17 protein-coding genes and 1 pseudogene are annotated in these 21,172 nt (G+C 61.4%); 7 read left to right on the top strand and 11 right to left on the bottom strand.

The genetic code is table 11. The features are described 5' to 3' along the window. Positions 1–33: 33 nt before the first annotated feature. Positions 34–1,374 carry an amino-acid N-acetyltransferase gene (gene argA, locus E5678_RS05065; protein ID WP_136177514.1) on the bottom strand — a complete coding sequence of 447 codons (1,341 nt, stop codon included), beginning with the start codon at positions 1,372–1,374 and terminating at the stop codon, positions 34–36. A gap of 691 nt (positions 1,375–2,065) precedes the next feature. On the opposite strand from argA, the gene E5678_RS05070 reads away from it, so the two are divergent. The 3 genes from E5678_RS05070 to E5678_RS05080 are packed head-to-tail and all read left to right on the top strand — an operon-like array spanning position 2,066 to position 4,763. Continuing rightward, complete coding sequence (locus E5678_RS05070) at positions 2,066–4,207, top strand: hypothetical protein (RefSeq protein WP_136177515.1); 2,142 nt, start codon at positions 2,066–2,068, stop codon at positions 4,205–4,207. Between the two features lie 8 nt (positions 4,208–4,215). Further along, complete coding sequence (locus tag E5678_RS05075) at positions 4,216–4,524, top strand: DUF1360 domain-containing protein (protein ID WP_136177516.1); 309 nt, start codon at positions 4,216–4,218, stop codon at positions 4,522–4,524. After that, entirely contained in the window at positions 4,521–4,763 is a 243-nt protein-coding gene (locus E5678_RS05080; RefSeq protein ID WP_136177517.1) for a hypothetical protein, read from the top strand. The genes E5678_RS05075 and E5678_RS05080 overlap by 4 nt, the downstream gene beginning before the upstream one ends. Positions 4,764–4,826: 63 nt before the next feature. Here the strand turns inward: E5678_RS05080 and E5678_RS22595 are convergent, their stop codons facing one another. Further along, positions 4,827–5,309, bottom strand: coding sequence for a hypothetical protein (locus E5678_RS22595; RefSeq protein WP_247597066.1), 483 nt, complete (start codon positions 5,307–5,309; stop codon positions 4,827–4,829). Here E5678_RS22595 and hrpA point away from each other — a divergent pair. Next, a complete protein-coding gene (gene hrpA, locus E5678_RS05085; protein WP_247597000.1) occupies positions 5,245–9,117 on the top strand; it encodes an ATP-dependent RNA helicase HrpA in 3,873 nt (1,290 codons plus the stop codon). The two genes, E5678_RS22595 and hrpA, sit on opposite strands and share 65 nt — an antisense overlap. Positions 9,118–9,181: 64 nt before the next feature. Here hrpA and E5678_RS05090 read toward each other — a convergent pair whose 3' ends face one another. From E5678_RS05090 to lptF, 7 genes and pseudogenes are all read right to left on the bottom strand, one after another. After that, complete coding sequence (locus E5678_RS05090; protein ID WP_136177519.1) at positions 9,182–10,168, bottom strand: FecR family protein; 987 nt, start codon at positions 10,166–10,168, stop codon at positions 9,182–9,184. A gap of 144 nt (positions 10,169–10,312) precedes the next feature. Then, on the bottom strand, positions 10,313–11,494 hold the full coding sequence (locus tag E5678_RS05095; protein ID WP_136177520.1) for a pyridoxal phosphate-dependent aminotransferase: 1,182 nt from the start codon (positions 11,492–11,494) through the stop codon (positions 10,313–10,315). Positions 11,495–11,619: 125 nt separating this feature from the next. After that, positions 11,620–12,567, bottom strand: coding sequence for a CysB family HTH-type transcriptional regulator (locus tag E5678_RS05100; protein ID WP_136177521.1), 948 nt, complete (start codon positions 12,565–12,567; stop codon positions 11,620–11,622). Next, a complete protein-coding gene (locus E5678_RS22895; RefSeq protein ID WP_348770370.1) occupies positions 12,564–12,716 on the bottom strand; it encodes a CbiX/SirB N-terminal domain-containing protein in 153 nt (50 codons plus the stop codon). The genes E5678_RS05100 and E5678_RS22895 overlap by 4 nt, the downstream gene beginning before the upstream one ends. Before the next feature lie 59 nt (positions 12,717–12,775). Further along, positions 12,776–12,928: pseudogene (locus E5678_RS22900) on the bottom strand (CbiX/SirB N-terminal domain-containing protein); the annotation flags it as partial. 4 nt (positions 12,929–12,932) lie between these two features. After that, a complete protein-coding gene (lptG, locus tag E5678_RS05110; protein WP_136177522.1) occupies positions 12,933–14,051 on the bottom strand; it encodes an LPS export ABC transporter permease LptG in 1,119 nt (372 codons plus the stop codon). Next, the gene (gene lptF, locus E5678_RS05115) at positions 14,048–15,169 is read right to left on the bottom strand and encodes an LPS export ABC transporter permease LptF (RefSeq protein WP_136177523.1); all 1,122 of its coding nucleotides are present in this window, start codon (positions 15,167–15,169) and stop codon (positions 14,048–14,050) included. Before lptF ends, lptG begins: the two co-directional genes overlap by 4 nt. Positions 15,170–15,196: 27 nt before the next feature. Here lptF and E5678_RS05120 point away from each other — a divergent pair, with 27 nt between their 5' ends. The 3 genes from E5678_RS05120 (at position 15,197) to E5678_RS05130 (ending at position 18,642) form a co-directional block, all read left to right on the top strand. Then, complete coding sequence (locus tag E5678_RS05120) at positions 15,197–16,738, top strand: leucyl aminopeptidase (protein WP_136177524.1); 1,542 nt, start codon at positions 15,197–15,199, stop codon at positions 16,736–16,738. A gap of 57 nt (positions 16,739–16,795) precedes the next feature. Then, positions 16,796–17,242: a DNA polymerase III subunit chi gene (locus tag E5678_RS05125; RefSeq protein ID WP_136177525.1), complete on the top strand. Its 447-nt coding sequence runs from the start codon at positions 16,796–16,798 to the stop codon at positions 17,240–17,242. A gap of 200 nt (positions 17,243–17,442) precedes the next feature. Next, positions 17,443–18,642 (top strand): branched-chain amino acid ABC transporter substrate-binding protein, encoded by a 1,200-nt coding sequence (locus E5678_RS05130; RefSeq protein ID WP_136177526.1) that lies wholly within the window; start codon positions 17,443–17,445, stop codon positions 18,640–18,642. Positions 18,643–19,340: 698 nt separating this feature from the next. On the opposite strand, the gene E5678_RS05135 is transcribed toward E5678_RS05130, so the two are convergent. Both E5678_RS05135 and arcC read right to left on the bottom strand, forming a co-directional pair. Next, positions 19,341–19,598, bottom strand: coding sequence for an SWIB/MDM2 domain-containing protein (locus E5678_RS05135; protein ID WP_056275206.1), 258 nt, complete (start codon positions 19,596–19,598; stop codon positions 19,341–19,343). A 635-nt stretch (positions 19,599–20,233) separates the two neighbouring features. Then, positions 20,234–21,169 (bottom strand): carbamate kinase, encoded by a 936-nt coding sequence (gene arcC, locus E5678_RS05140; RefSeq protein WP_136180637.1) that lies wholly within the window; start codon positions 21,167–21,169, stop codon positions 20,234–20,236. Positions 21,170–21,172 lie beyond the last annotated feature (3 nt).

Consider the following 21,172-nt stretch of genomic DNA (forward strand, 5'->3'; position numbering starts at 1 on the left):
GAACCATGCCTGCGCGCAGCGCACCCTCGGCTGTCAGGACAACTTTTTCACCAGCACCTGGCTCTTGCGGTCCCAGTTGTATTTGCGCTTGCGCGCCTCGGGCAACCATTCGGCGGGTACCTGCTGGAAACCGCGTTTGATGAACCAGTGCATGGTGCGGGTGGTGAGCACAAAAATGCTTTGCAACCCTTGGGCGCGAGCGCGGTTTTCAATGCGCTTGAGCAAGCGTTCCCCGTCGCCCTGGCTCTGTACCTGGGGGGACACCGTCAAGGCGTACATTTCACCCGTCATGGCCTCGGGGTACGTATAGAGGGCTGCGCAACCGAAGATGACGCCGTCGTGCTCGATGATGGTGTAGAAGCCGGCGTCCCGTTCGATCTCGGTGCGGTCGCGTTTGACCAGCGTGCCGTCTTTCTCAAACGGCTCGATCAACGCCACGATGCCGCTCACGTCGTCGATCGATGCCTCGCGCAGGCTCTCCAGTTTTTCGTCCACCACCATGGTGCCGATGCCGTCGTGGGTGTAAATCTCGAGCAAGAGGCAGCCCTCTACAGCAAACGGCAAGATGTGGCTGCGCTCCACGCCACCTTCGCAGGCCTTGATGCAGTGCTGCAAATAGAAGGCCGTGTCGGTCGGCTGGGTGGCGCTGGGCAAGGTGGCCAACATGCGTTTGGCCACGGCCAGGGGCAGCTCGGTGTCAATGGGGCTTTCAGGGTCATCGGCATCGGTTCGAATGCCGGGCACCTCGGTCAGGAACATGAGTTTGTCGGCCTGCAAGGCCACCGCCACCGAAGTGGCCACATCTTCCATGGTCAGGTTGAATGCCTCGCCGGTGGGCGAAAAACCAAATGGCGAGAGCAACACCAAAGCCCCCATGTCGAGCGTGCGCTGTATGCCCACCGCGTCTACCTTGCGCACCAGGCCCGAATGAATGAAGTCAACCCCGTCCATCAGGCCCACCGGGCGGGCGGTGATGAAATTGCCTGAAATCACCCGTACCGTGGCGCCTGCCATGGGTGTGTTGGGCAAGCCCTGGCTGAACGCTGCCTCAATTTCGTAGCGCAATTGGCCGGCCGCTTCTTGCGCGCAGTCCAGCGCCACCGAATCGGTGATGCGCATGCCGTGGGAATACTTGGCCTCATGGCCCTTGGCCTTGAGTTGCTCGTTGACCTGCGGCCTGAAGCCGTGCACCAACACAATTTTTACCCCCATGCTCTGGATCAGCGCCAGGTCCTGAGCCACCGTTTGCAGCTTGCCCGCTTCAATGGCCTCTCCCGAGAGGCCCACCACCAAGGTGTTGTTGCGGTGTTTGTGGATATAAGGCGCCACCGAGCGAAACCAGGGCACAAAGGTGAAGTTGAAGACGTTGGACATGGGCAGGTGCTGGGGCGGTCTGGGAGTGGAATGCGGGTCGGCCAGAAAATTGGCAACCCGTTGATTTTGACCGATGTTTTTCTTTGAGCACACCACCCTTGCAAAGGGTGCCAGCAGTTCATGGAAGGCGGGAGTTGCCCCGCTGGGGAACGCACAGAAGAAGACGTCCAGATGAGCCGCCACAAGAATGCCAGTTTGACGCTCCGACGGCGAAAACTGTTGATTTGACGCATGACCACCTTGGGGTTCGGTGCCGCAGCACGAACATGCGGTATCAGCCTTCTCACCCCCCTCAAATGAGATGCACATGCTGAGCCAGCTGGCCCGGCTGGCGTGTTGGGCCGCAGCTCGCGTTTTGTGTGCACCCGCAAGGGCATCGTTGCAGACCTGGCTTGCCGTATCGAGCAACGGCACTGGGCCCGAACGCCCATGCGCCGCATTGCACTCGTGGTGGGACGCATTGATGGCCGCCATCAGCCGACTTCAGTCCGGGTGCTGCTGCTCGCTGTGAGGGTTTGTAAAACCCTCACGAAATGGGCTGGTTTCTCCCCCGTGCTGGGGACAGCGTTCCCACTTCTTGGGGATGCCGAAAGGGGGCCTCAGTCCCAGACTGAAACCGGTCGTTTCCCATGGCGCAACTGGCCCCATTCGAATCGATCGCTCACCCCCACCCCGTCGCGAAGGAAAAAACATGGCTGATACCCAAAAACCGACTGCGGGCAACAAGGCCCGCAGTGCTGCGTTGCCCAGCGGCTCCGCTGCCTCGTCTGCGCTTGTGGACACTGCTTTTGATGAAGCCGAGTCGGCCATCATTGGCAAGCTTGGCGCCGCGCGCCTGGCGGCGCTCAGCGGAGCGCCGCTCAAACGCTTGGCGGGCGAGCCCATCGCCACCCTGAAGGCCAAGCTGGGCCATGTACTGGACCCGCGCGCGCTTTTCATGCAGCGGGTGTGCGGCAAGGTCGTGCGCACCGATGCCAACGGCGTGCGGCGCCCGGTGCCACTGGCCACTGTTCAGGTAGAAGACACCGATTGTTCGCTGCTGGCCTACCACCCGCCGGGCTCGCCCTTCAGTTGGCTTTTTCCCTTCAACTGCCGACGCGAAGTCATTGCCACCGTCAAGACCGACGCATGCGGCAATTTCTGCGTCTGGGTGCCGCGATTCGATATCGACTGGGTGTTGCGTTGGCGCACGCAGCGTGTGTGTTTCCCGGTGTTGTTCGAGCGACCCAACTGGCGCGAGCTGATTGAGGATTTGCGTGATTCCCTGTTGCCACGCCCGCCCGAGCCGGTCCCCGGTGGCCCGGGTCCGCTGCCCGACCTCACGCTGCTCGCCCGGCTGTCTCGCGACACCCGGTTGACCGAGGCGCTCAACCGCCTGGAAAAGTTGCCAGGGCGCGCCTTTGGTGACGACAGCGCGGTGCTCACGCGCGAACTCGATTCCCCTGCTCGCCTGGACTTGACACCCCCGCTGCCGGCAGAGTTTCTCGACCCTGCGGTGGGTGCGAAGGCGCCGCGCATCGCGCTGGAGAGCATAGCCAACCAGTTGCGCATCGATCCGAAGGCGTTCGACGGTTTCTCGCCGCAGCGCTGGATCGGTCCGATGCGTCGCTGCGTCGATGTTCATGTGCCAGAGTGGACGCCGATCATCGACGTACCCGACATTACCTTCCGTGTGCTGCAGGATGTGAACGGCGACGGCATTGAAGAGCAGATCTACGGTGAAACCCACTTCGACGTGCGCTGGAACGCCAGCGGCTTGGGCGAGATCGTGCTCGAGGCCAGCGCGATCGCGCGAACCGGACCGGGTTGCACGGCCGAGCCGCTGGTGCCCTGTGGCAATCAGCCGGCGCTGGTGCTGGCCGGGCGCATGCCGATCACAGGTGCACCCTCAGTCTTCGACAACACCACCGGTTACAACCTCACGGCCAACCGACCGCGCGCCAGTGGTGTTGCGGGCGGATCAGGCGACGGCCCGGCGCAGGCGCCTTTGCATGGTCTGCTGTCGCTCTTCGGCTGCCAGCGCACACATGCCCAGGCGACGCACTACCGCGTGATGTTCGAGTACCAGGCGCCGGGCACTGGCAGCTGGAGCAGCGCCGCGCCTTTTGTCGGTGTGAGCTGGTGGCTCTACCGCCTCAACGGCGCGGGCATCGGTGAATGGCACGCGCCCGCCAGCGACTCGAACGGCTGGTACCCGATCAACCTGCCGGCCGGGGCCAACCCCTGGCTGCCCAGCGAGCAATTGCTGCTGGACTGGCCCACAGGCGGCACCTATCCCGACGGCCAATACCGGTTGACGCTCGAGGTGGGCACGGGTGGCGCCTCGCTGGGCGCATCGCCTGCGGTGGTTGTGGCGGTTGACAACCGAGCGCCCGAGATGAGTCTGGCCGTTCAATGGCGCAAGGGCAACAGCGGGGACTGGCTGCCCATCGGCGGTGAATGTCCGGTCGTTCGGCGTGGCCTGGCTGCGCAGATGGTGCAGTTCCGCGTTCAATTCGCTGCGCAGAGTCGGCATTTCCGAGATGCTTACTTCCATCCCACGGTGTGTGGTGGTACGGCCATGAATTTCCTCAGCGGCAGCGGCGGCGCGCTGACCGCTCGGGGTTATGAGCACTGGTACACGGGCTCGGCTGACCAGGGAGGGCTCATGACTGCGATCTATGAACTGCCAGCCACAGCCTTGCAAGGCACCTACGGCTTTTGGGGCCGAAGCCACTCGCGCGCCGTTGACCCGGATGATGCCAACCCGCCACCGGCCGCTGCCTTCGAGCACGACCGTGCCCACGTTTGGCGGGACATCGGCCTGTCCTTCTCGGTGTTCAACGCAGACTGAGACCGGCCATGCCCGGCTTTGGCACGCAGCCGCCCTGGTTTGAAGCGGTGCTCGCTGTGCTGGCCGTGTGGCGCATTGCGCGCCTGCTGGCGCTGGAGCGCGGGCCATGGGACCTGGTCTCGCGCTTGCATGGCGCACTGGCAGGTCAGCGGCTCGGCGAGCTGCTGGCCTGCCCGCATTGTGTGGCGATGTGGCTGGCCGCCGCTCCTGCTGCCTGGTTGGCGCCGGGATGGGCGACGGGCTTGCTGCTGTGGTTGGCGATTTCTGGTGGCGCCAGTGCGCTCGAACTGGCATTGACGAATCGAGGTGAAACATGAACTGCTGTCAACGCGCGGATTCGTCGCGCCCATACGATCGGCGATGGACGGCTTTGGCCACGTCACCTGTGGCGGCGCCGGGGTCACCGGTCAGGCTGCGCTTTGTCGGCATGCGGTCACTCAGCCTACCGGCTGGTGCGCGCCGTGTGCTCGCGATACCCGGCGAAGAGGTTCTCGGCCTGAACGATGCCGAGCGCCTGGCACTGTGGCGTACGGGTTTGTTTGAGTCGGTGGACTGAGGGACGCCTCCCGGCATCTCTTTGCTCAGGGCGAGGTGCAAACCACGGCCATGGCGAGGATTTTCAACGACGCCATGGGCCAAAAGGCGCGACTCTGTGTGCCTGAAGGTGTGAAACAACCCACTGGAACGCTTGCGCGACAAGTCGCTCAAGCGTTCCAGTCACCATCCATCTCTGAAACCAAAAATACCAAGTTGGATGCCACACAAACTGCGCGAATACCGCAGCAGCCGCGCATCTTATCGAAATGGAAATCACGAAATCGAGACCAAAGACAGCGGAATCAGACACCAATGTCCATGCAGCGTCGGCCAAGTTGTTCGGTTTTCGAGATGCGATGGCCTGTCGCGGCGAAGGGGCCAGAATCACCGGGCAAACCTTGGCATCGCGCGTAGCCGGATAATCCCCCTCCATGTCTTTGTCCGATTCCGTCCGCCCACCGCCGCAACCGCAGCGCGCCGCTGTTACTCCAGCAGCATCCTTGAAGATCGAGTTTCCTGAGTCTTTGCCTGTTTCCGCCCGAAGGGAGGAAATTGAGCGCGCCATGCGCGAGAACCAGGTGGTGATCGTGTGCGGCGAAACAGGGTCGGGCAAGACAACCCAGCTGCCCAAGATCGCGCTCTTGATGGGGCGCGGCAAGCTCAATGCCAAGCCAGGGCAGCGCGGCCAGCTGATCGGGCACACGCAACCTCGGCGCATTGCGGCTTCCAGCGTGGCCAAACGCATTGCGGACGAGCTGAAGACACCGCTGGGCGACGTGGTCGGCTTTAAGGTGCGGTTCCAGGACCGGCTTTCGAAAGACGCTTCGGTCAAGCTGATGACCGACGGCATTTTGCTGGCCGAAACACAGACCGACCCTGATCTGCGCAACTACGACACCATCATCATTGACGAGGCGCACGAGCGCAGTTTGAACATTGATTTTTTGCTGGGCTATTTGCGACAGCTGCTGCCGCGCCGACCCGATCTGAAGGTGGTGGTGACCTCGGCCACCATCGATGCAGACCGGTTTGCCCAATATTTCACCTCGAAAAAGGGGCCGGCTCCAGTGATTCAGGTGTCGGGTCGAACTTTTCCCGTTGAAGTGCGTTTTCGTCCTTTTGAAGAAAGCCGCGAATACGACTTGAATGCCGCGATTGCCGATGGCGTGGACGAGTTGTGGCGTTCGCCCCAGGGCGGCGACATTCTGATTTTTTTGCCTGGCGAGCGCGAGATCCGCGAAGCGACGGACCACCTGCGCAAGCACCTTTCACACCAGCCGGTGTTTCGCAATGCCGAGGTATTGCCGCTGTTCGCGCGCCTGAGTCAGACTGAGCAGGACCGGATTTTTCAAGACCACAGCGGGCGGCGCATCGTGCTGGCGACCAATGTGGCTGAGACCTCGCTCACGGTGCCGGGCATTCGTTATGTGATCGACGCGGGCACGGCCCGGGTGAAGCGCTACAGCTTTCGCCAGAAGGTAGAGCAGCTGATGGTGGAGCCCATCAGCCAGGCGGCGGCGAACCAGCGGGCAGGGCGATGCGGCCGGGTGGCCGATGGTATTTGCATCCGCCTCTACGACGAGGCGGGGTTCAACGGCCGCCCGCGCTTCACCGATCCTGAAATCCTGCGCAGCTCGCTGGCGGGCGTGATCTTGCGCATGAAGGCGCTGCGTCTGGGCGCGGTGGAAGATTTTGCGTTCATCGAGCCGCCGCAAAAACGCGCCATTGTGGACGGCTACCAGTTGCTCAACGAGCTGGGCGCGGTGGACGACGACAACGCCCTGACGCGCATCGGCGAGACGCTCTCGCGCCTGCCGCTGGACCCCAAGGTGGGCCGCATGCTGCTGGAGGCCAAGGAGCGTGGCGCGCTGGACGAGGCGCTGGTGATCGCGTCGGCGCTGAGCGTGCAAGACGTGCGCGACCGGCCGCTGGAGAAGCAGGCACAGGCCGATCAGGCGCACGCGAAGTTTGACGACGAAAAGAGCGAGTTTTCGGGCACGCTCAAGCTCTGGAAATGGCTGGAGCAAAGCAAGGGAGGCCACGGCACCGACCACAAGCTGAGCCACCGGCAGTTTGAAAGCGTCTTGCGCGAAAACTTTATCAACGTGCGCCGCCTGCGCGAATGGCGCGACATCCATTCGCAATTGCACACAGTGGTGGCCGAACACAAATGGGTCATCAACACCCAGCCGGCCGGCTACGAGCAGCTGCACCTTTCGATGCTGTCGGGTCTGCTGGGCAACTTGGGCCAGAAGAACGACGCCGAAGACTGGTATCTGGGCGCGCGTGGCATCAAGTTTTACCGCCACCCTGGCGCAAACCTGAGCAAGAAACCCGGGCGCTGGATCGTGGCTGCCGAGCTGGTGGAAACCACGCGTCTGTTTGGCCGCGGCATCGCCGCCATCGAGCCGCAGTGGCTGGAGCAGGTGGGTTCGCACCTGATCAAGAAACAGCTGCTCGACCCGCATTGGGAGAAGAAGGCCGCGCAGGTGACGGCGCTGGAGCGCGCCACGCTGTATGGGCTGGTGGTTTATCACAACCGGCGCACCGACTATGGCCGCGTGGACCCTGCGGGGGCGCGTGAGATTTTCATTCGCGAAGCGCTGGTGGCGGGTGAGTGGGAAACGCGGTTACCGTTTCTCGCCGCCAACCAGAAGCTGGTGAAACAGGTGGCCGAGCTGGAGCACAAATCGCGCCGGCAAGACGTGTTGGTCGACGACGAGCTGATCTTTGCGTTTTACGATGCACAAATTCCGGCCGACGTGTTCAGTGGTTCGAGTTTTGAGCGCTGGTACAAGGACGCCCACAGACTCAACCCCAAACTCTTGCTGCTCACCAAAGAAGAGCTGATGCGCCACGAAGCGGCGGGCATCACCACGCAGTCGTTTCCCAAAACCTTGCGCCTGGGGGGTGTGGACTGCGCTTGTGCCTACCTGCACGAACCGGGCGATGCGCGCGATGGCTTGTCTGTGACCGTACCTATATTTGCGTTGAACCAGGTGAGCGAAGAGCGCTGTGACTGGCTGGTGCCGGGCATGTTGAAAGACAAAGTACAGACGCTGCTCAAAACCTTGCACCAGCGCCCACGCTCGCGCCTGGTGCCCCTGCCGGCCACAGCCGAAAAGTTCACGGCCGCGCTGACCGATCCCGCTGTCTTTGGCGGCGGCAGTCTGATGGATGCGCTGCTGAAGCTGGTGCGCGATGCCACCAGCCTTGACATTGTGCGCAACGACATCAAGGTGGACATGGTCAGTCAACACCATTTCATGCACCTGCGCGTGGTCGATGAACACGGCCGCCAGCTGGGTCAGGGCCGCAATCTGGGCGCACTCAAGGCCGAGCTGGGCAGCCAGGCGCGCGGTGCGTTTCAGGCGTTGGCATCCCTCAAGCTGGAGACCCTGCGGCCGGGCCCAGCCGAGCCAGCCGCCCAGGGGCAAGACAAGCTGAGCAAAAGTGCTGCGCCAAAGAAAACCAACGCTGTTGCGCCCACAAATGCCAACGTGCGCCACACGAGTTGGGATTTCGGTGAGCTGCCCGAGCTGATGGAGATCAGCAAAGGCGGGCAGACGCTGATCGGATTTCCTGCGTTGATCGATCTGGGTGACGCGGTGGCGATTGAAGTGTTTGACGAGCCCGAAATGGCCATGGACAAGCACCGCGAAGGCTTGCGCCGGCTCTTTTCCTTGCAGATCAAGGACGCGTTGAAATACCTGGAGAAAAACCTGCCCGGTCTGCAAACGATGGCCGCGGCCTACATGCAAGTGGGCAAGACAGACAGTGGTTCTGGCGGTGGCACGCAAGAGGAGTTGCGTAACCAGATCATTGAGCTGGCGCTGGACCGCGCTTTCCTGATCGAGCCTTTGCCGACCGACGAAATGGCATTCAAGAAGCGGGTGGATGAAGGGCGAGGGCGGCTGACGCTGATCGCGACCGAGATCGCGCGCCACGCAGGCACGATTTTGCTCGAATATGGCGCTGCTGCTCGCAAGCTGAAAGACAGCAAATCATCGGGTGACATGGTGAGCGATGTGGCGCAGCAGCTGCAGCGCCTGGTGCCCAAGCGGTTCTTGGTCAGCACACCTTACGCGCAGTTGCACCACTTTCCGCGCTACCTCAAGGCGGTGCAGGCGCGCATCGACAAGGCCCGAGCCGATCCGGCGCGAGACGCCGCCAAGCTGGCCGAGCTGCGGCCGCAAGACCAGCGTTTCTGGCGGCTGGTGGCCGAGCGCAAAGGGGTGCAAGACGCACGATTGCAGGAGGTGCGTTGGTTGCTGGAAGAGTTGCGCGTGAGTTTCTTTGCGCAAGAGTTGCGCACGCCTCAACCGGTGAGTCTCAAGCGGTTGGACAAGGCCTGGGCCCAGCTCAACAGCTGAGCCGGGCCAGCCCGGTCTGTTCGCCGGGCCGCATTCAGCGCCATGGCAGGGCCGGGGTCAAGGCTCACCGCGCTGCCAACGCGACCCGACCTGTAGCCACGCCCAGGGTGTCGTCGGCCTGGAGCCGCGCCAACACGCTTTGAGCGTCTGCCTGGGTTGCCAGGTCGTTGATCCGGACTTCGTAGCGGCCCTGTTTTTCGACCATGTCTGCCGGGTAACCGGCGGCTTGCAGTCGATCGCGCTGGGTCGACCCTGCGCCAGCAGACCTGTGCAGCCCAGCGACCGTGCGCCAGCGCCCACCTTCCAGCAACACCCCGGTACCCGCCTTGAGTTCGGCTTGGGCAATGAACTTCATCAACTCCCGGGGTGTGGCCTGGCCCGCGGGCTGCTCGGACTGGCCTGTGCGTGTGACCCAGAATGCGCCAGGCTGGCCCAGCTCAATGTCTGGCCGTTGGTCGCGTTCGACAACGACCCGGCCTTCAAACAGGCACACGGCGTCGTGGTTGGAGTCGGTCATGCTCCAGAAATCGGTGCCGCGAATGCCGACCGTGGCCGTCGCGAGCTTTAGATTGATGTTGCGGGTGTGGCCCAAGGCCTTGCTGGTGTAGTCGGTAGCGTAGCGGAACACGCCTGTGATCAGGCGCAAGACGGAAGTGATCTCGGACGGGCCAGCCACGCCTTGCTGTTTCTCGGCCAAGGTTTCGATCAAAAATTCGGTCTTTTCCCCAAGTTTGATGACGCTGCGGTCGGACAGACGCAACAGCATGCGAGAGCCTTCGGCTGTGACCGCTTTATCGTTGGCACGCAGCCGCTGTCCCGGTTGTGCGGGGCGGCGTTGCCCATTGCGCTCCACCCAGGCCGGCACCTGGACCGCCTCGATCACGGTCTCGGTCTCGGTGGGGGTCGCGGCATGCGCCACTGGGCTCAGGGAGGACAGCGTTGTGACCAAGGCCAGAGCAGCGATGGTGCTCAGCATCATGCGTCGGTGGAGGCGGGTGCCGGGCAAGACCAGGCGTTGAAAAGGGGTGCCGGAGGCGGCAATAGCTGGCATGGGTCGTCCTTTGGCGTCGTGTTTGCGCGCTGTATCGGCAAATGCACGGTATGGTTGAGGTACGCAGCCTAAGGTCAAACGGATGCGCTTTCAGGCGCAAAAAATGCTATTGGCGGGCCGAAATCCTTGCCTGCGTGACAAGCATCACAGGCTGGCGAGTCGCTTCAGTGCAGCTTGTAAGGTGTCATCGCGCTTGGCAAAGCAAAAGCGCACCACCTTTTGATCGAATCCGTTGCCATAAAAGGCCGACAAAGGAATGGCCGCCACACCCACTTCGCGGGTCAACCATTGGCAGAACTCGGCTTCGGGCAGGTCGCGCTCGGGCACCGCCAAGTCTTCGATTCCCACGCACTGGAAGTAGGTCCCTTGCCCTGGCAGCAGGCGAAACCGTGTGCCGCTCAAGCCCTGGCGGAACAGGTCGCGCTTGCGCTGGTAAAACCCGGACAACTCCAGATAGGGCGCAGGGGTGACCATGTAGGTCGCCAGCGCATGTTGCATCGGGGTGTTCACGGTGAACACATTGAACTGATGCACCTTGCGAAATTCGGCCATCAATGGCGCGGGTGCGACCACGGTACCGATCTTCCATCCGGTCACGTGGTAGGTCTTTCCGAAGCTGCTGACAATGAAGGCGCGTGCCGCCAGACCGGGAAAGCGCGCTGCGCTCTGGTGCTGTTCGCCGTCGAAGACCATGTGTTCGTACACCTCGTCGCTGATGAGCACGATGTTGGTCGGTTGCAGCAGGTCTTGCAGCGCCAGCATGTCGGGTTCACTCCACACCTGACCGCTGGGGTTGTGGGGGCTGTTGATGATGAGTGCGCGGGTGCGAGGCGTGATGGCCGCACCGATGGCGCCAAAATCGGGCCGGAAGCTGCCCGGCGTGAGCGGCACGCGCACCACCACGCCCCCGGCCAGCTCGATGTTGGGCACGTAGCTGTCGTAACAAGGCTCCAGCACAATGACTTCATCGCCCGGATGCACCACCGCCAAAATGGCAGTCAAGATGGCCTGGGTGGCCCCCGCGGTCACCGTGATGTCGGTTGCCGGATCGCAAGTGAGCCCATACAAAGCCAACATTTTGTCGGCCATGGCCTGCCGCAAGGCGGGAACGCCGGGCATGGGGGGATACTGGTTGTGCCCTGCCTGCATGGCCGCCGTCACAGCATCCACCAGCACCGGGTCGCAATCAAAATCCGGGAACCCCTGGCCCAGATTCACCGCACCCGTGTCAGCGGCCAAGGCCGACATGACGGAAAAAATGGTCGTGCCCACATTGGGCAGGCGGGAAACGAGGGTTGGCGTGAAAGCGGGATCTGGAGCAGACATGTCAAATCAAAAAAAATACAGCAGAAAAGATGGGAAGCTAAACCTATGGCCGCGCGGAACCGCCCTCCGACAGGCTCAGGACTGGCCCCCTGGGGGCGTGATTCGCGCAGCGTGGCGCAGGGGGATCAAAGTTCGTAATCGTCCGGTGTGCCGCTCATGGCCCGCAAAATTAGATCCCGTGAAAGGCGGTCGCTCAGCAGCTCGGCAAAGCGCAACACAAACTGCCTGAGATAGGCCCCGCGCTTGAAGGCAACTCGGGCCAGGTTGTGGCCAAACAGCGCACCCATGGGTCGAGAGACGAGGTCGGGGTTGATGTTGTTTTCCCCCTGCATGGCCATCTCGGCCACGATGCCCACCCCCATGCCCAGCTTGACATAGGTTTTGATCACATCGGAGTCGATCGCTTCGAGCACCACATTGGGCTTCAGGTGCCGCAAGGCAAAGGCCTGATCGATGCGGGTGCGCCCCGTGAAGCTGGGGTGATAAGTTACCAGGGGCAAGGGCGCGAGGTCTTCCAGCGTGATGCGTTCCTGGGCGGCAAGCGGGTGGTCAAAGGGAAATACGAGGACGTGCTGCCATTCGTAGCAGGGCAGGGTGATGAGCTCCGGATAGTTCAACAGCGATTCGGTGGCCACGCCAATTTCAGCCACTTCTTCCAGCAGCATTTTGGCCACTTGATCGGGCGATCCCTGGTGCAGACTCACCCCCACTTTGGGGTATGCCTGACGCAACTTGGAGACCGGCCCGGGCAAGACATAGCGCGCCTGGGTGTGTGTGGTGGCTATGGAGAGGGTGCCACTGTCCTGGGCCGAATACTGTTCGCCGATGCGTTTGAGGTTGTTCACCTCACGCAAGATGATTTCAATGCTTTTCAACACCTGGACGCCCGGCTCGGTCACCCGCTTGATGCGCTTGCCGTGCCGCGCAAATATCTCGATGCCCAGCTCGTCTTCCAATTCGATGATGGACTTGGAGACACCCGGTTGCGAGGTGTGCAGCGCTTTGGCTGCTTCGGTGAGGTTGAGGTTTCTCCGCACCGCTTCCTGAACAAACCGGAACTGGTGCAGATTCATTTCACCGTTTCCAGCGCAATTCGAGCCAGCAGGTCGGTCAAGCGGGGGTCTTCTCCGGCGGTTGCCAAGCGCTCAAAAGTGATCGTGGGATGCTTGTGCTGCAAGACCTGCAGCAGTTCAGGCAGATCTTCCCGTGCGTGTTTTCCCATGCCAAAAAAAGCGGCAGGATGCGCAGGCGGGTGGCCCCTTGGGAAATCAGATCCTGGGAGGCTGTGGCCAGATCGGGCTCACTCAATTCAAGGTAGGCACAGGTTACCGCTACCTTCGCGTCTTGAGCTGCAATCTGCCGGGCAACGGCTTCGACCGGCCCACGCCACAGCGGGTCGCGGGACCCATGGGCAAAAACAATCACACCCAACATCACATCACCTCCTGAGAACCAGCCAACCAAAAGCCCCGAGCGAAAACACCGAATAAATCATCGCCGGAGAAGCAGCCGCCAACCAGGGCTGCCACTGATTGAGGTTGCCGATATAACCAAACACATTGTTCAGCAAAAAGAAACTGATGCCGATCATGACACCGCCGAAGACGTAGCCAGTGATGCTGCCAGAGCGGAAATGCAAGTACGCAAAGGGCAGGGCGAGCACCACCATCACCAGGCAGCTCAATGGATAAAACACTTTGCGCCAGAACTCAATTTCGTAGCGTTGTGCGGTCTGACCATTGGCGTCCAGATGCTGGATATAAGCATAGAGGTCGGTGGTGCGCATGCGCTCAGGCTTGAGCAAGGCCACCGAAACCATCTCTGCGGATATGGAGCTGGGCCATCGGTATTCGGGCAGCTCGCTGCGCACAATGCGGGCAGACTGTTTGCCCGGCGCTTCGAACACGCGCCGCTGCACAGATTTGAGAGCCCAGGTCTCATCTGCGCCGATTTGCCCACTCTCGGCCTCAGTGGTCGAGACCAGCGATCCCTGGTTATCAAACTCGAAGATCCGCACTTCACCCAAGGAGCCCCTGGGTGAGAGCGAGCCCACATTCACGGCAAAATTGCTGGCAGTCTGCTTTTCTTTCAACCAGGCGCCCGTCTGTCCGAGACTGATGCGCCCCTGGTAGCGAGCTTTGAGCAGCTGGGCTGTCTTGTCAGCCAGGGGTGCCACATAGTCACCCACGGCAAAGGTGAGGGCGACAAACAACAGCCCCAGGCCCAGCAGCAATCGCAGTGCCTTCCAGGGGCCGAGTCCGCTGGTGCGCAAGATCGTGTATTCCGAGGTCTGCGCAAAGCGCGCCAGCACGGCAATGGATCCGATCAACACCGAGATGGGCATCAACTCGTAAACCCGATTCGGCATGAGCAAGGCGACATAGAGCAGCGCGTGGCGCACCTCGTATACCACCTCGGGTTGCAAGCGTGATGGCTTGCCCAGAGAGCCCAGCTCCTCGACAAAATCAAAAAAGAAAAACAGGGATAGGAAGGCCAACAACACAAAACCTGTGGTGATCAAGACCTCGCGGTAGATCAGTCGCCGAATGGTTTTCATGCTGCGGCTCCAGTGGGTGCGCCGCGACGCAAGATTCGTTGTGTCCAGCCTCTGAAGCTGAAGTTGCGGTGGCGTTTGAACAGCCAAAGGACGCACAGGACAAACACAGTTCCATGGAGCGCTACCAGCAACTGCACCACGCTCATCTGCCCAGTGCTCACTGTGCGCTGGCCGATGTTGAGCAGGTTGAAATACACGACGAAGGCAAACAGGGTGAACATCATGTTTCCGCCGCGCCCCGCCCGGGGGTTGCTCACTGTGGTGGCCACGGCCAACAGCACAAGATTGACAGCCGTCAGAGCCACGCCGATGCGCCAGACGAGCTCCCCTTTGTTCGGGAGACTGGGCTCGTTGATCAAACGCCAGGTGGTTCGGGCTTTGAGCGCGTCGCTGCTCACGCCGCGGACTTTGGTGGCGCCGATCTGGGCCCCGTACTCCTCAAAGTCACTGACTTTTGTGCGTCCGGTTTTTGCGTCGACTTCCAGGCGCTGCCCCTTGCGCAACACAAGGTATGACTGATCGCCCACGTTCTCCACACGCCCGGAGCTGGCCGATGTCACGGTCTCCCGCCCATCTTTTTCCAGGCTGGAGATGAAAACATTGCGCCCCTCAGCGCCGTCGGCCGTGTCTTTGTCGATAAAAAAGACCCGCCGCCCGCTAGACGATTCCTGGAACTGTCCTGGCGCAACGCGCTGCAAATCGCCGCGGCCGGTGAAGCGTGCGCTCAACTCTGCCGTCTGGCTGTTGGCCCAGGGCCAGACAAACAGAATCATCAGCGCGATCACCGCCAGAATGGGCCAGGCAAATCGGAAGACAGGGACCAGAAAGCCGGCGAGCGAGCGCCCACTGGAAAACCAGATGATCATCTCGCTGTCCCGGTACATGCGGGCCAGTGTCGACACCGTGGCAATGAACAGGGCCAGCGTCAGGATGGTCTGGGTGTAGCCGAGCACGGTGTAGCCCAACACCAGCATCACTTCTTCCGGGTTGACGCTGCCCCTTGAGGCAGCACCCAGCGTACGGATCAGCAGCATTGTCAACACGATGGTGAACAAAACCACCAGGGTTGCGCCGAAACTGCGCGCCAGCTCGGTTCTTATTGAAGAATGGAATAACATCGAAAAAATATTAAGGAATACACAATTATGGACTTCGAACTCAAATCCCTTTCGCTTGCTCAGGCAGATAAGCTCGCCACCGATGCTTTGGTGGTTCTGGTGCCTGACACCCCTGCTTTGAGTTCTGAGGCTGCTTCGGCGCTGCTTGAACTCACCCAGGGTGTACTGAAGCAAGGGGATCTGGAGCAAGGCGTGGCCAAGGCGCTCATGTGTTACAGGCCCGCCGGTGTCAAGGCTACCCGCGTCGTGCTGGTACGGGCAGGCGACGGGTCGCCTTCGTCGGTGCGCAAAGCCCTGCTCAGCGCGACCGCGCTGGTCAAAACCGCTGGTTTGAAGAAGATGGTGGTGTTCCTTGGTTTGCTGGAGTCAGAAACCGCAGCCATCCGCTCGGTCATGTTGGCCTGTGCCGATGCAACCTATGTCTACACCGCCACCAAGCCGACCGCCAAAGCGCGCACCTTGACCAAGGTCACGATTGGCGTCATGGACGTGGCCGCCGCAAAAGGCGAGTTCAACATGGGGCAGGCGGCTTTGTCGGGCGTTGAGTTCGCCAAAGAGTGGGCCAATCGCCCGGGCAACCACGCCACGCCAACCATGCTCGCCGATGCAGCCCGTCAATTGGGGCGCAAACCCGGTATCAAGACCGAAGTGCTGGGCCTCAAAGAGGTTAAAGCACTGGGCATGGGCGCTTTCATGGCCGTTGCCCAAGGTTCCGCTGAGCCGCTCCGTTTCATCGTGATGCACTACACCGGAGCCGCCAAGACCAGCGCCCCGGTGGTGCTGGTGGGCAAGGGCGTCACATTCGATACCGGTGGCATTTCGATCAAGCCAGCTGGCGAAATGGATGAGATGAAGTACGACATGGGTGGCGCCGCAAGTGTCCTGGGTACCTTTGCCGCACTGGCCGAGCTCAAGCCGGCCATCAATGTGGTGGGCATCATTCCCAGCTGCGAGAACATGCCCGATGGCCTGGCCATCAAGCCCGGAGATGTGGTCACCAGTATGAGCGGGCAAACCATCGAAATCCTGAACACCGATGCAGAAGGCCGGCTGATTCTTTGTGACGCTCTGACCTATGCGGCCCGATTCAAGCCCCGCTGCGTTATCGACATTGCCACCTTGACCGGGGCCTGCGTCGTTGCACTGGGCGCGGTGCGTTCCGGTCTTTTCTCCGCGAACGATGATCTGGCCGATGCGCTGGCTGCGGCGGGCGAACGGTCGCAGGACCTGTGCTGGCGCATGCCGCTGGACGACGAGTACAGCGAAGGGCTCAAGTCCAATTTCGCAGACATGGGCAACGTGGCGGGTCGCGCCGGCGGTGCCATCACAGCGGCCAAATTCTTGCAAAAATTCACCGGGACCCTAAATTGGGCCCACCTGGACAACGCTGGAACGGCGTGGAAGAGTGGAGCCGCCAAAGGTGCGACCGGTCGCCCTGTGCCCTTGCTGCTGCAATTTCTGGCGGACCAGGCCAGCCAGACAGCAGCAGCGCCCCGCAAGAGCGTCAGCAAGCGCAAACCCGGTACTTCGGTCGCTGTCAAAGCAACGCGCAAGTCCGCCGCGCGGTGATGTTCATGCCGGGCAATCATTCGGCGGGGGGGGCGGCTTCTTCCACTGTCACGTCCCATGCCTGATATCGCCTTTCACCTCAACGCACCGGACAAGCTGGGTTACACCTGCCGTCTGTTGCGCAAGGCCCATGCGCGCGGTGCGCGGGTGGTCGTCTTTGGGTTGGAGAGCGAACTCACCCAGCTAGATCAGGCGCTTTGGCGTCTGGAGGGCGCCGATTTTGTCCCCCACTGTGGGGATTCAGCTCCGTCCCATGTACAGAGAGCCTCGCCGATTTTTCTCACCGCGCAGGTTCCCTTGAGGCAGGACTTTGAGGCCAGCGTGTTGGTGAACCTGGATGCCGCCGTTCCAGAGGGTTTCGAGCGTTTTGAGCGCATCATTGAGGTGGTGACGGCCTTTGCGCCCGAGGTGGCTCAGGCCCGTGTTCGCTGGAAAGCTTACAAGTCCGGTGGTCAGGAACCGTATGCACACGATCTTGATCAGATTCGAGCGCCGAAGGCCTGAGGCCCTGGCGTGTCCAGATATGTTGCAAATGTGTTGCTAATGGTGCATTCCGCCGTCTGATTCGGGTGGGGGCAAACCCGTAGTCCACTGCACTCTGATGGGTACACTCGCGTCACGGGTGTCTTTTTCGGTTATCTTTATGGGTGTGGAGAAAAAAGTTCCCTCCGCGTCTTAACTTTCATTCCTTTCTGAGGATCGCTATGCACCTGAACCTGAAACTGGCCGTCATCGCAGCGGCCGTCGCCCTTGCCGCTTGTGGGAAAAAAGAAGAAGCTGCTGCACCCGCAGAAACCGCAGCTGCTCCAGTGGCCGCTGCAGCTCCTGCAGCAGGCGCTGTGATCAAAATTGGTCATGTGGGCCCAACCAGTGGCGCTATTGCCCACCTCGGCAAGGACAACGAAAACGGCGCCAAGATGGCGATCGAAGAGTTGAATGCTGCTGGCTTGACCATCAACGGCGCGCCCGCCACGTTCGAGCTGCTGGCCGAAGATGACGCAGGCGATCCAAAGCAGGGCACCGCTGCCGCTCAGAAATTGGTTGATGCCAAAGTCGCCGGCGTGATTGGTCACCTGAACTCCGGTACCACCATTCCAGCTTCCCAGATCTACAACGACGCTGGCATTCCACAGATCTCGCCTTCGGCAACCAACCCCAAGTACACCCGTCAGGGTTACGCTGGCGTGTTCCGCATGGTGGCTGATGACGTGCACCTCGGTGGCACGCTCGGCAAGTACGCAGTGGAAAGCCTGAAGGCCAAGAACGTGGCCGTGATCGACGACCGCACGGCCTATGGTCAAGGCGTGGCTGACGAGTTCGAAAAAGGCGTGGCCGCTGCTGGCGGTACCGTTGTGGGTCGTGAGTTCACCAACGACAAAGCCACCGACTTCAACGCCATCCTGACCACTCTGAAGGCCAAGAAGCCTGACGTGGTGTTCTTTGGCGGTATGGACGCCGTTGCCGGTCCCATGCTCAAGCAGATGAAGCAGCTCGGTATCACAGCCAAATTCATGGGCGGTGATGGCATTTGCTCGGCTTCCTTGCCCAAACTGGCTGGCGACGGCATGGCCGATGACCAGGTCTACTGTGCAGAAGCTGGTGGCGTTGAAGGCGAAGAAAAAGTGGGCATGGAGAAATTCCGCGCCGACTTCAAGACCAAGTACGGTGAAGAAGTTCAGGTGTACGCTCCTTACGTCTACGACGCTGTGAAAGTCATGGCCGCTGCGATGGTGGCAGCCAATTCTTCTGACCCAGTCAAGTACCTGCCAGAGTTGAAGAAAACCAACTACAAAGGTGTGACCGGTAATATCGCTTTTGACGAAAAAGGCGACATCAAGAACGGCGCTTTGACGTTGATGACATTCCGCGGTGGTGAGCGCACCACGCTGTCGGTTATTCGCTGATCGCGTTACTGGCGGTAGGCTCAGGCAATCGCCTGGGTCTGCTGCTCAAAAAGAGCCACTCGCAAGGGTGGCTTTTTTTTGTCTGCTTGTTGGGGCTGAGTGAAGGGCCCGTGCGCCGAGCCGAGCCTTTTGGCCCTGTGTATGCAGCAGGGATGCCCCGCATATCGTGGGGGTGGTCGCCATCACTGTTTTGAAGCCGGCCGGTACGCTTGATCTGGACGAAACCAGAGGCATCCACGCTCACCACCATGCGGCATTGATGCTGGAAGAGCCACTGGGGAAGCCACAAACAACAAACCCGGCCAGAGCCGGGTTGTGGTGTGGAATATTGCCCCTGGATGGAGGCCAAGCGAAACAAGCTTGTGAGGCGAGCTTCAAAACCGCCGGTTCGGCGGGGTTACCGACCGGCCAATCGGGCGGCTCCATCGAAGCCCGCTTTCGGTTGGGGGCCGACCGACGCTACCCCACAGGCTGACCGATCCGCGCCTCATACCCGCCGCCAGGCGTCTGCGCGGCAGATGGTACCGCAGCGAAACTCGCGAAAACCGAGGATCGCAGCCGATGTTCTTTCTGCCGCGCAGGCTCCCAAGTACAGCATGTCGAGTTTGGCGGGTGCTGCAGCAGCAGAAAATGCGCATGGGTCCTCTATCGCTCGCCGTACGGCGCCGGGTCATGAAAAAGGACCCCGTGGTTTCCACTCAGCTCAGGTGCTTGCCCACCAGCCCAGTCATCTCGAACATGGTGACTTCATCCTTTCCGAAGACGGCCTTGAGCTTGGCGTCCGCCAAGATGTTTCGCTTGTTCTTCGGGTTTTGCAGATTGTTTGCCTTGATGTATTCCCACATGAGCTTCACAACTTCGGTGCGGGGTTGCGGCGTTGCTCCAATCACAGCGGCTAGCTCGGCGCTGGGAGTGAGGGCACGGTTGAATGCGGTTTGCTTTTTGGCAGTTGTCATCTGATACTCATAAGTTGAAAAAAAGATTCTAGGATGTGCTTCCAGCCCCTTTATAACCCACGGCCACCGAGCAAGCGGAGTCAGGAATCTTGTTGTGCGAAGCTGGAGGGTGTTCGATGGCTACTTTGCGCAGGGCCCATAGCAATGGGTCCCCAGCGGCGACACCACCATGTGGGAGGGGCTGTCGAGCCAGTGCGTTTGAGCTCAAGCATGGGCTGTTCGGCGCCGTTGATCTGCACGCGTTCGTTGGCCAACGCCGGTCGCATGATCGACCACCACAGCTTTTCGAGACGCTTGTGCCCTCGCCGCCGCTGCTACGCACGGCCGGATCTAGGCCGAAACCTTGCTGCTCCATGCCCCGCGCCTGGGTGAAAGCGGCGTCTCGAGGCATCGTGCCTTGCCCAGTGAAGACCTTGCGGCACCGCGCGCAGGCTGATGTCAATGCGGTAAGGGCAGGCCGCGGCCTGTGCGTGTGTGCGCCGTCCGGGTGAGTCGGCGCCAGATGGGCCTGGCCGCTTCGTGCCGTGCGAGATCAGAGGCACCGTGGACTTCAGTCCACGTCAGGCATGATTTTCGGGATCCCAACTGTCCAACTTCTTGGAAGGCGGTTCAAAAGAAAAGCACGGTGAACAGCTTCACAGGGTGTTGACTCCACCAGCCGCTTCGGTGCAGACCTGCGTGCCTGCTGTGCCGGCGAGCATGCCTTCGATCTGATCGAGAGATCCGATCACAGCGCGTTGGCCTGTGGCGAGGACGAAGGCGCAAGCGGCCGCGACCTTTGGGCCCATCGAGCCCGCTGCGAAGTCGTGCTGGGCCAGAGCCTGCGGCGTCACTTTGTCAATGGCACGCTGCGTGGGCTGGCCCCAGTCGAGGTAGACCGCTGGGACGTCGGTGGCGATGACCAGCACATCGGCTTGAAGATCGCGTGCGAGCAGGCTGGTGCACAAGTCCTTGTCGATCACGGCCTCCACACCTTGCAGGCTTTCACCAGATCCTGTGCTCGCCACCGGAATGCCGCCACCACCGGCCGCAATGACGACTGCGCCGTGTTCCAGCAACCAGCGAATGGCCTGGAGCCCGAGCACGCGCAGCGGCTGGGGCGACGCGACGACGCGGCGGAAAGCATCACCGTCCGGCGCCATGACCCAGCCCTTGTCGGCGGCCACGCGCTCCGATTCGGCCTGGGTGTACACCGGCCCGATGGGCTTGCTGGGGTGGTGAAAGGCAGGGTCGTCTTCATCGACTTCCACCCGCGTGATGAGCGTCGTTACTGCTCGTGCGGCCGGCAGAAGGTTGGCCAGTTCCTGTTCCAGCAGGTAGCCGATCATGCCGTCGGTCTGGGCCCCCAAAACGTCCAGCGGATACGCGTCCACATTCACATAAGCCGCGGCCTGCAACGCGAGCAAACCCACTTGCGGGCCGTTGCCATGCGTCAGTACCAGATCGTTGTCCGCGGCCACGCGCGCCAATTGGGCCGCGGCACGGCGGATGTTTTCCAGCTGGTTGTCTGCCGTGGGCGGCTGATCACGCCGAAGCAGCGCATTGCCACCCAGTGCCACCACGAGTTTCATCTT

Origin of the sequence: Hydrogenophaga sp. PAMC20947, from assembly GCF_004795855.1 — a bacterium.
Taxonomy (GTDB): Bacteria; Pseudomonadota; Gammaproteobacteria; order Burkholderiales; family Burkholderiaceae_C; genus Hydrogenophaga.

Bases quoted from the DNA above. Each gene is read 5' to 3' on its own strand.
- E5678_RS05095 (WP_136177520.1), bottom strand. From the start codon at position 11,494: ATGTCTGCTCCAGATCCCGCTTTCACGCCAACCCTCGTTTCCCGCCTG.
- E5678_RS05100 (WP_136177521.1), bottom strand. From the start codon at position 12,567: ATGAATCTGCACCAGTTCCGGTTTGTTCAGGAAGCGGTGCGGAGAAAC.
- E5678_RS05090 (WP_136177519.1), bottom strand. From the start codon at position 10,168: ATGCCAGCTATTGCCGCCTCCGGCACCCCTTTTCAACGCCTGGTCTTG.
- E5678_RS05080 (WP_136177517.1), top strand. From the start codon at position 4,521: ATGAACTGCTGTCAACGCGCGGATTCGTCGCGCCCATACGATCGGCGA.
- E5678_RS22895 (WP_348770370.1), bottom strand. From the start codon at position 12,716: ATGGGAAAACACGCACGGGAAGATCTGCCTGAACTGCTGCAGGTCTTG.
- E5678_RS22595 (WP_247597066.1), bottom strand. From the start codon at position 5,309: ATGGCGCGCTCAATTTCCTCCCTTCGGGCGGAAACAGGCAAAGACTCA.
- argA (WP_136177514.1), bottom strand. From the start codon at position 1,374: ATGTCCAACGTCTTCAACTTCACCTTTGTGCCCTGGTTTCGCTCGGTG.
- E5678_RS05130 (WP_136177526.1), top strand. From the start codon at position 17,443: ATGCACCTGAACCTGAAACTGGCCGTCATCGCAGCGGCCGTCGCCCTT.
- E5678_RS05135 (WP_056275206.1), bottom strand. From the start codon at position 19,598: ATGACAACTGCCAAAAAGCAAACCGCATTCAACCGTGCCCTCACTCCC.
- lptG (WP_136177522.1), bottom strand. From the start codon at position 14,051: ATGAAAACCATTCGGCGACTGATCTACCGCGAGGTCTTGATCACCACA.
- E5678_RS05120 (WP_136177524.1), top strand. From the start codon at position 15,197: ATGGACTTCGAACTCAAATCCCTTTCGCTTGCTCAGGCAGATAAGCTC.
- arcC (WP_136180637.1), bottom strand. From the start codon at position 21,169: ATGAAACTCGTGGTGGCACTGGGTGGCAATGCGCTGCTTCGGCGTGAT.
- E5678_RS05125 (WP_136177525.1), top strand. From the start codon at position 16,796: ATGCCTGATATCGCCTTTCACCTCAACGCACCGGACAAGCTGGGTTAC.
- E5678_RS05075 (WP_136177516.1), top strand. From the start codon at position 4,216: ATGCCCGGCTTTGGCACGCAGCCGCCCTGGTTTGAAGCGGTGCTCGCT.
- E5678_RS05070 (WP_136177515.1), top strand. From the start codon at position 2,066: ATGGCTGATACCCAAAAACCGACTGCGGGCAACAAGGCCCGCAGTGCT.
- lptF (WP_136177523.1), bottom strand. From the start codon at position 15,169: ATGTTATTCCATTCTTCAATAAGAACCGAGCTGGCGCGCAGTTTCGGC.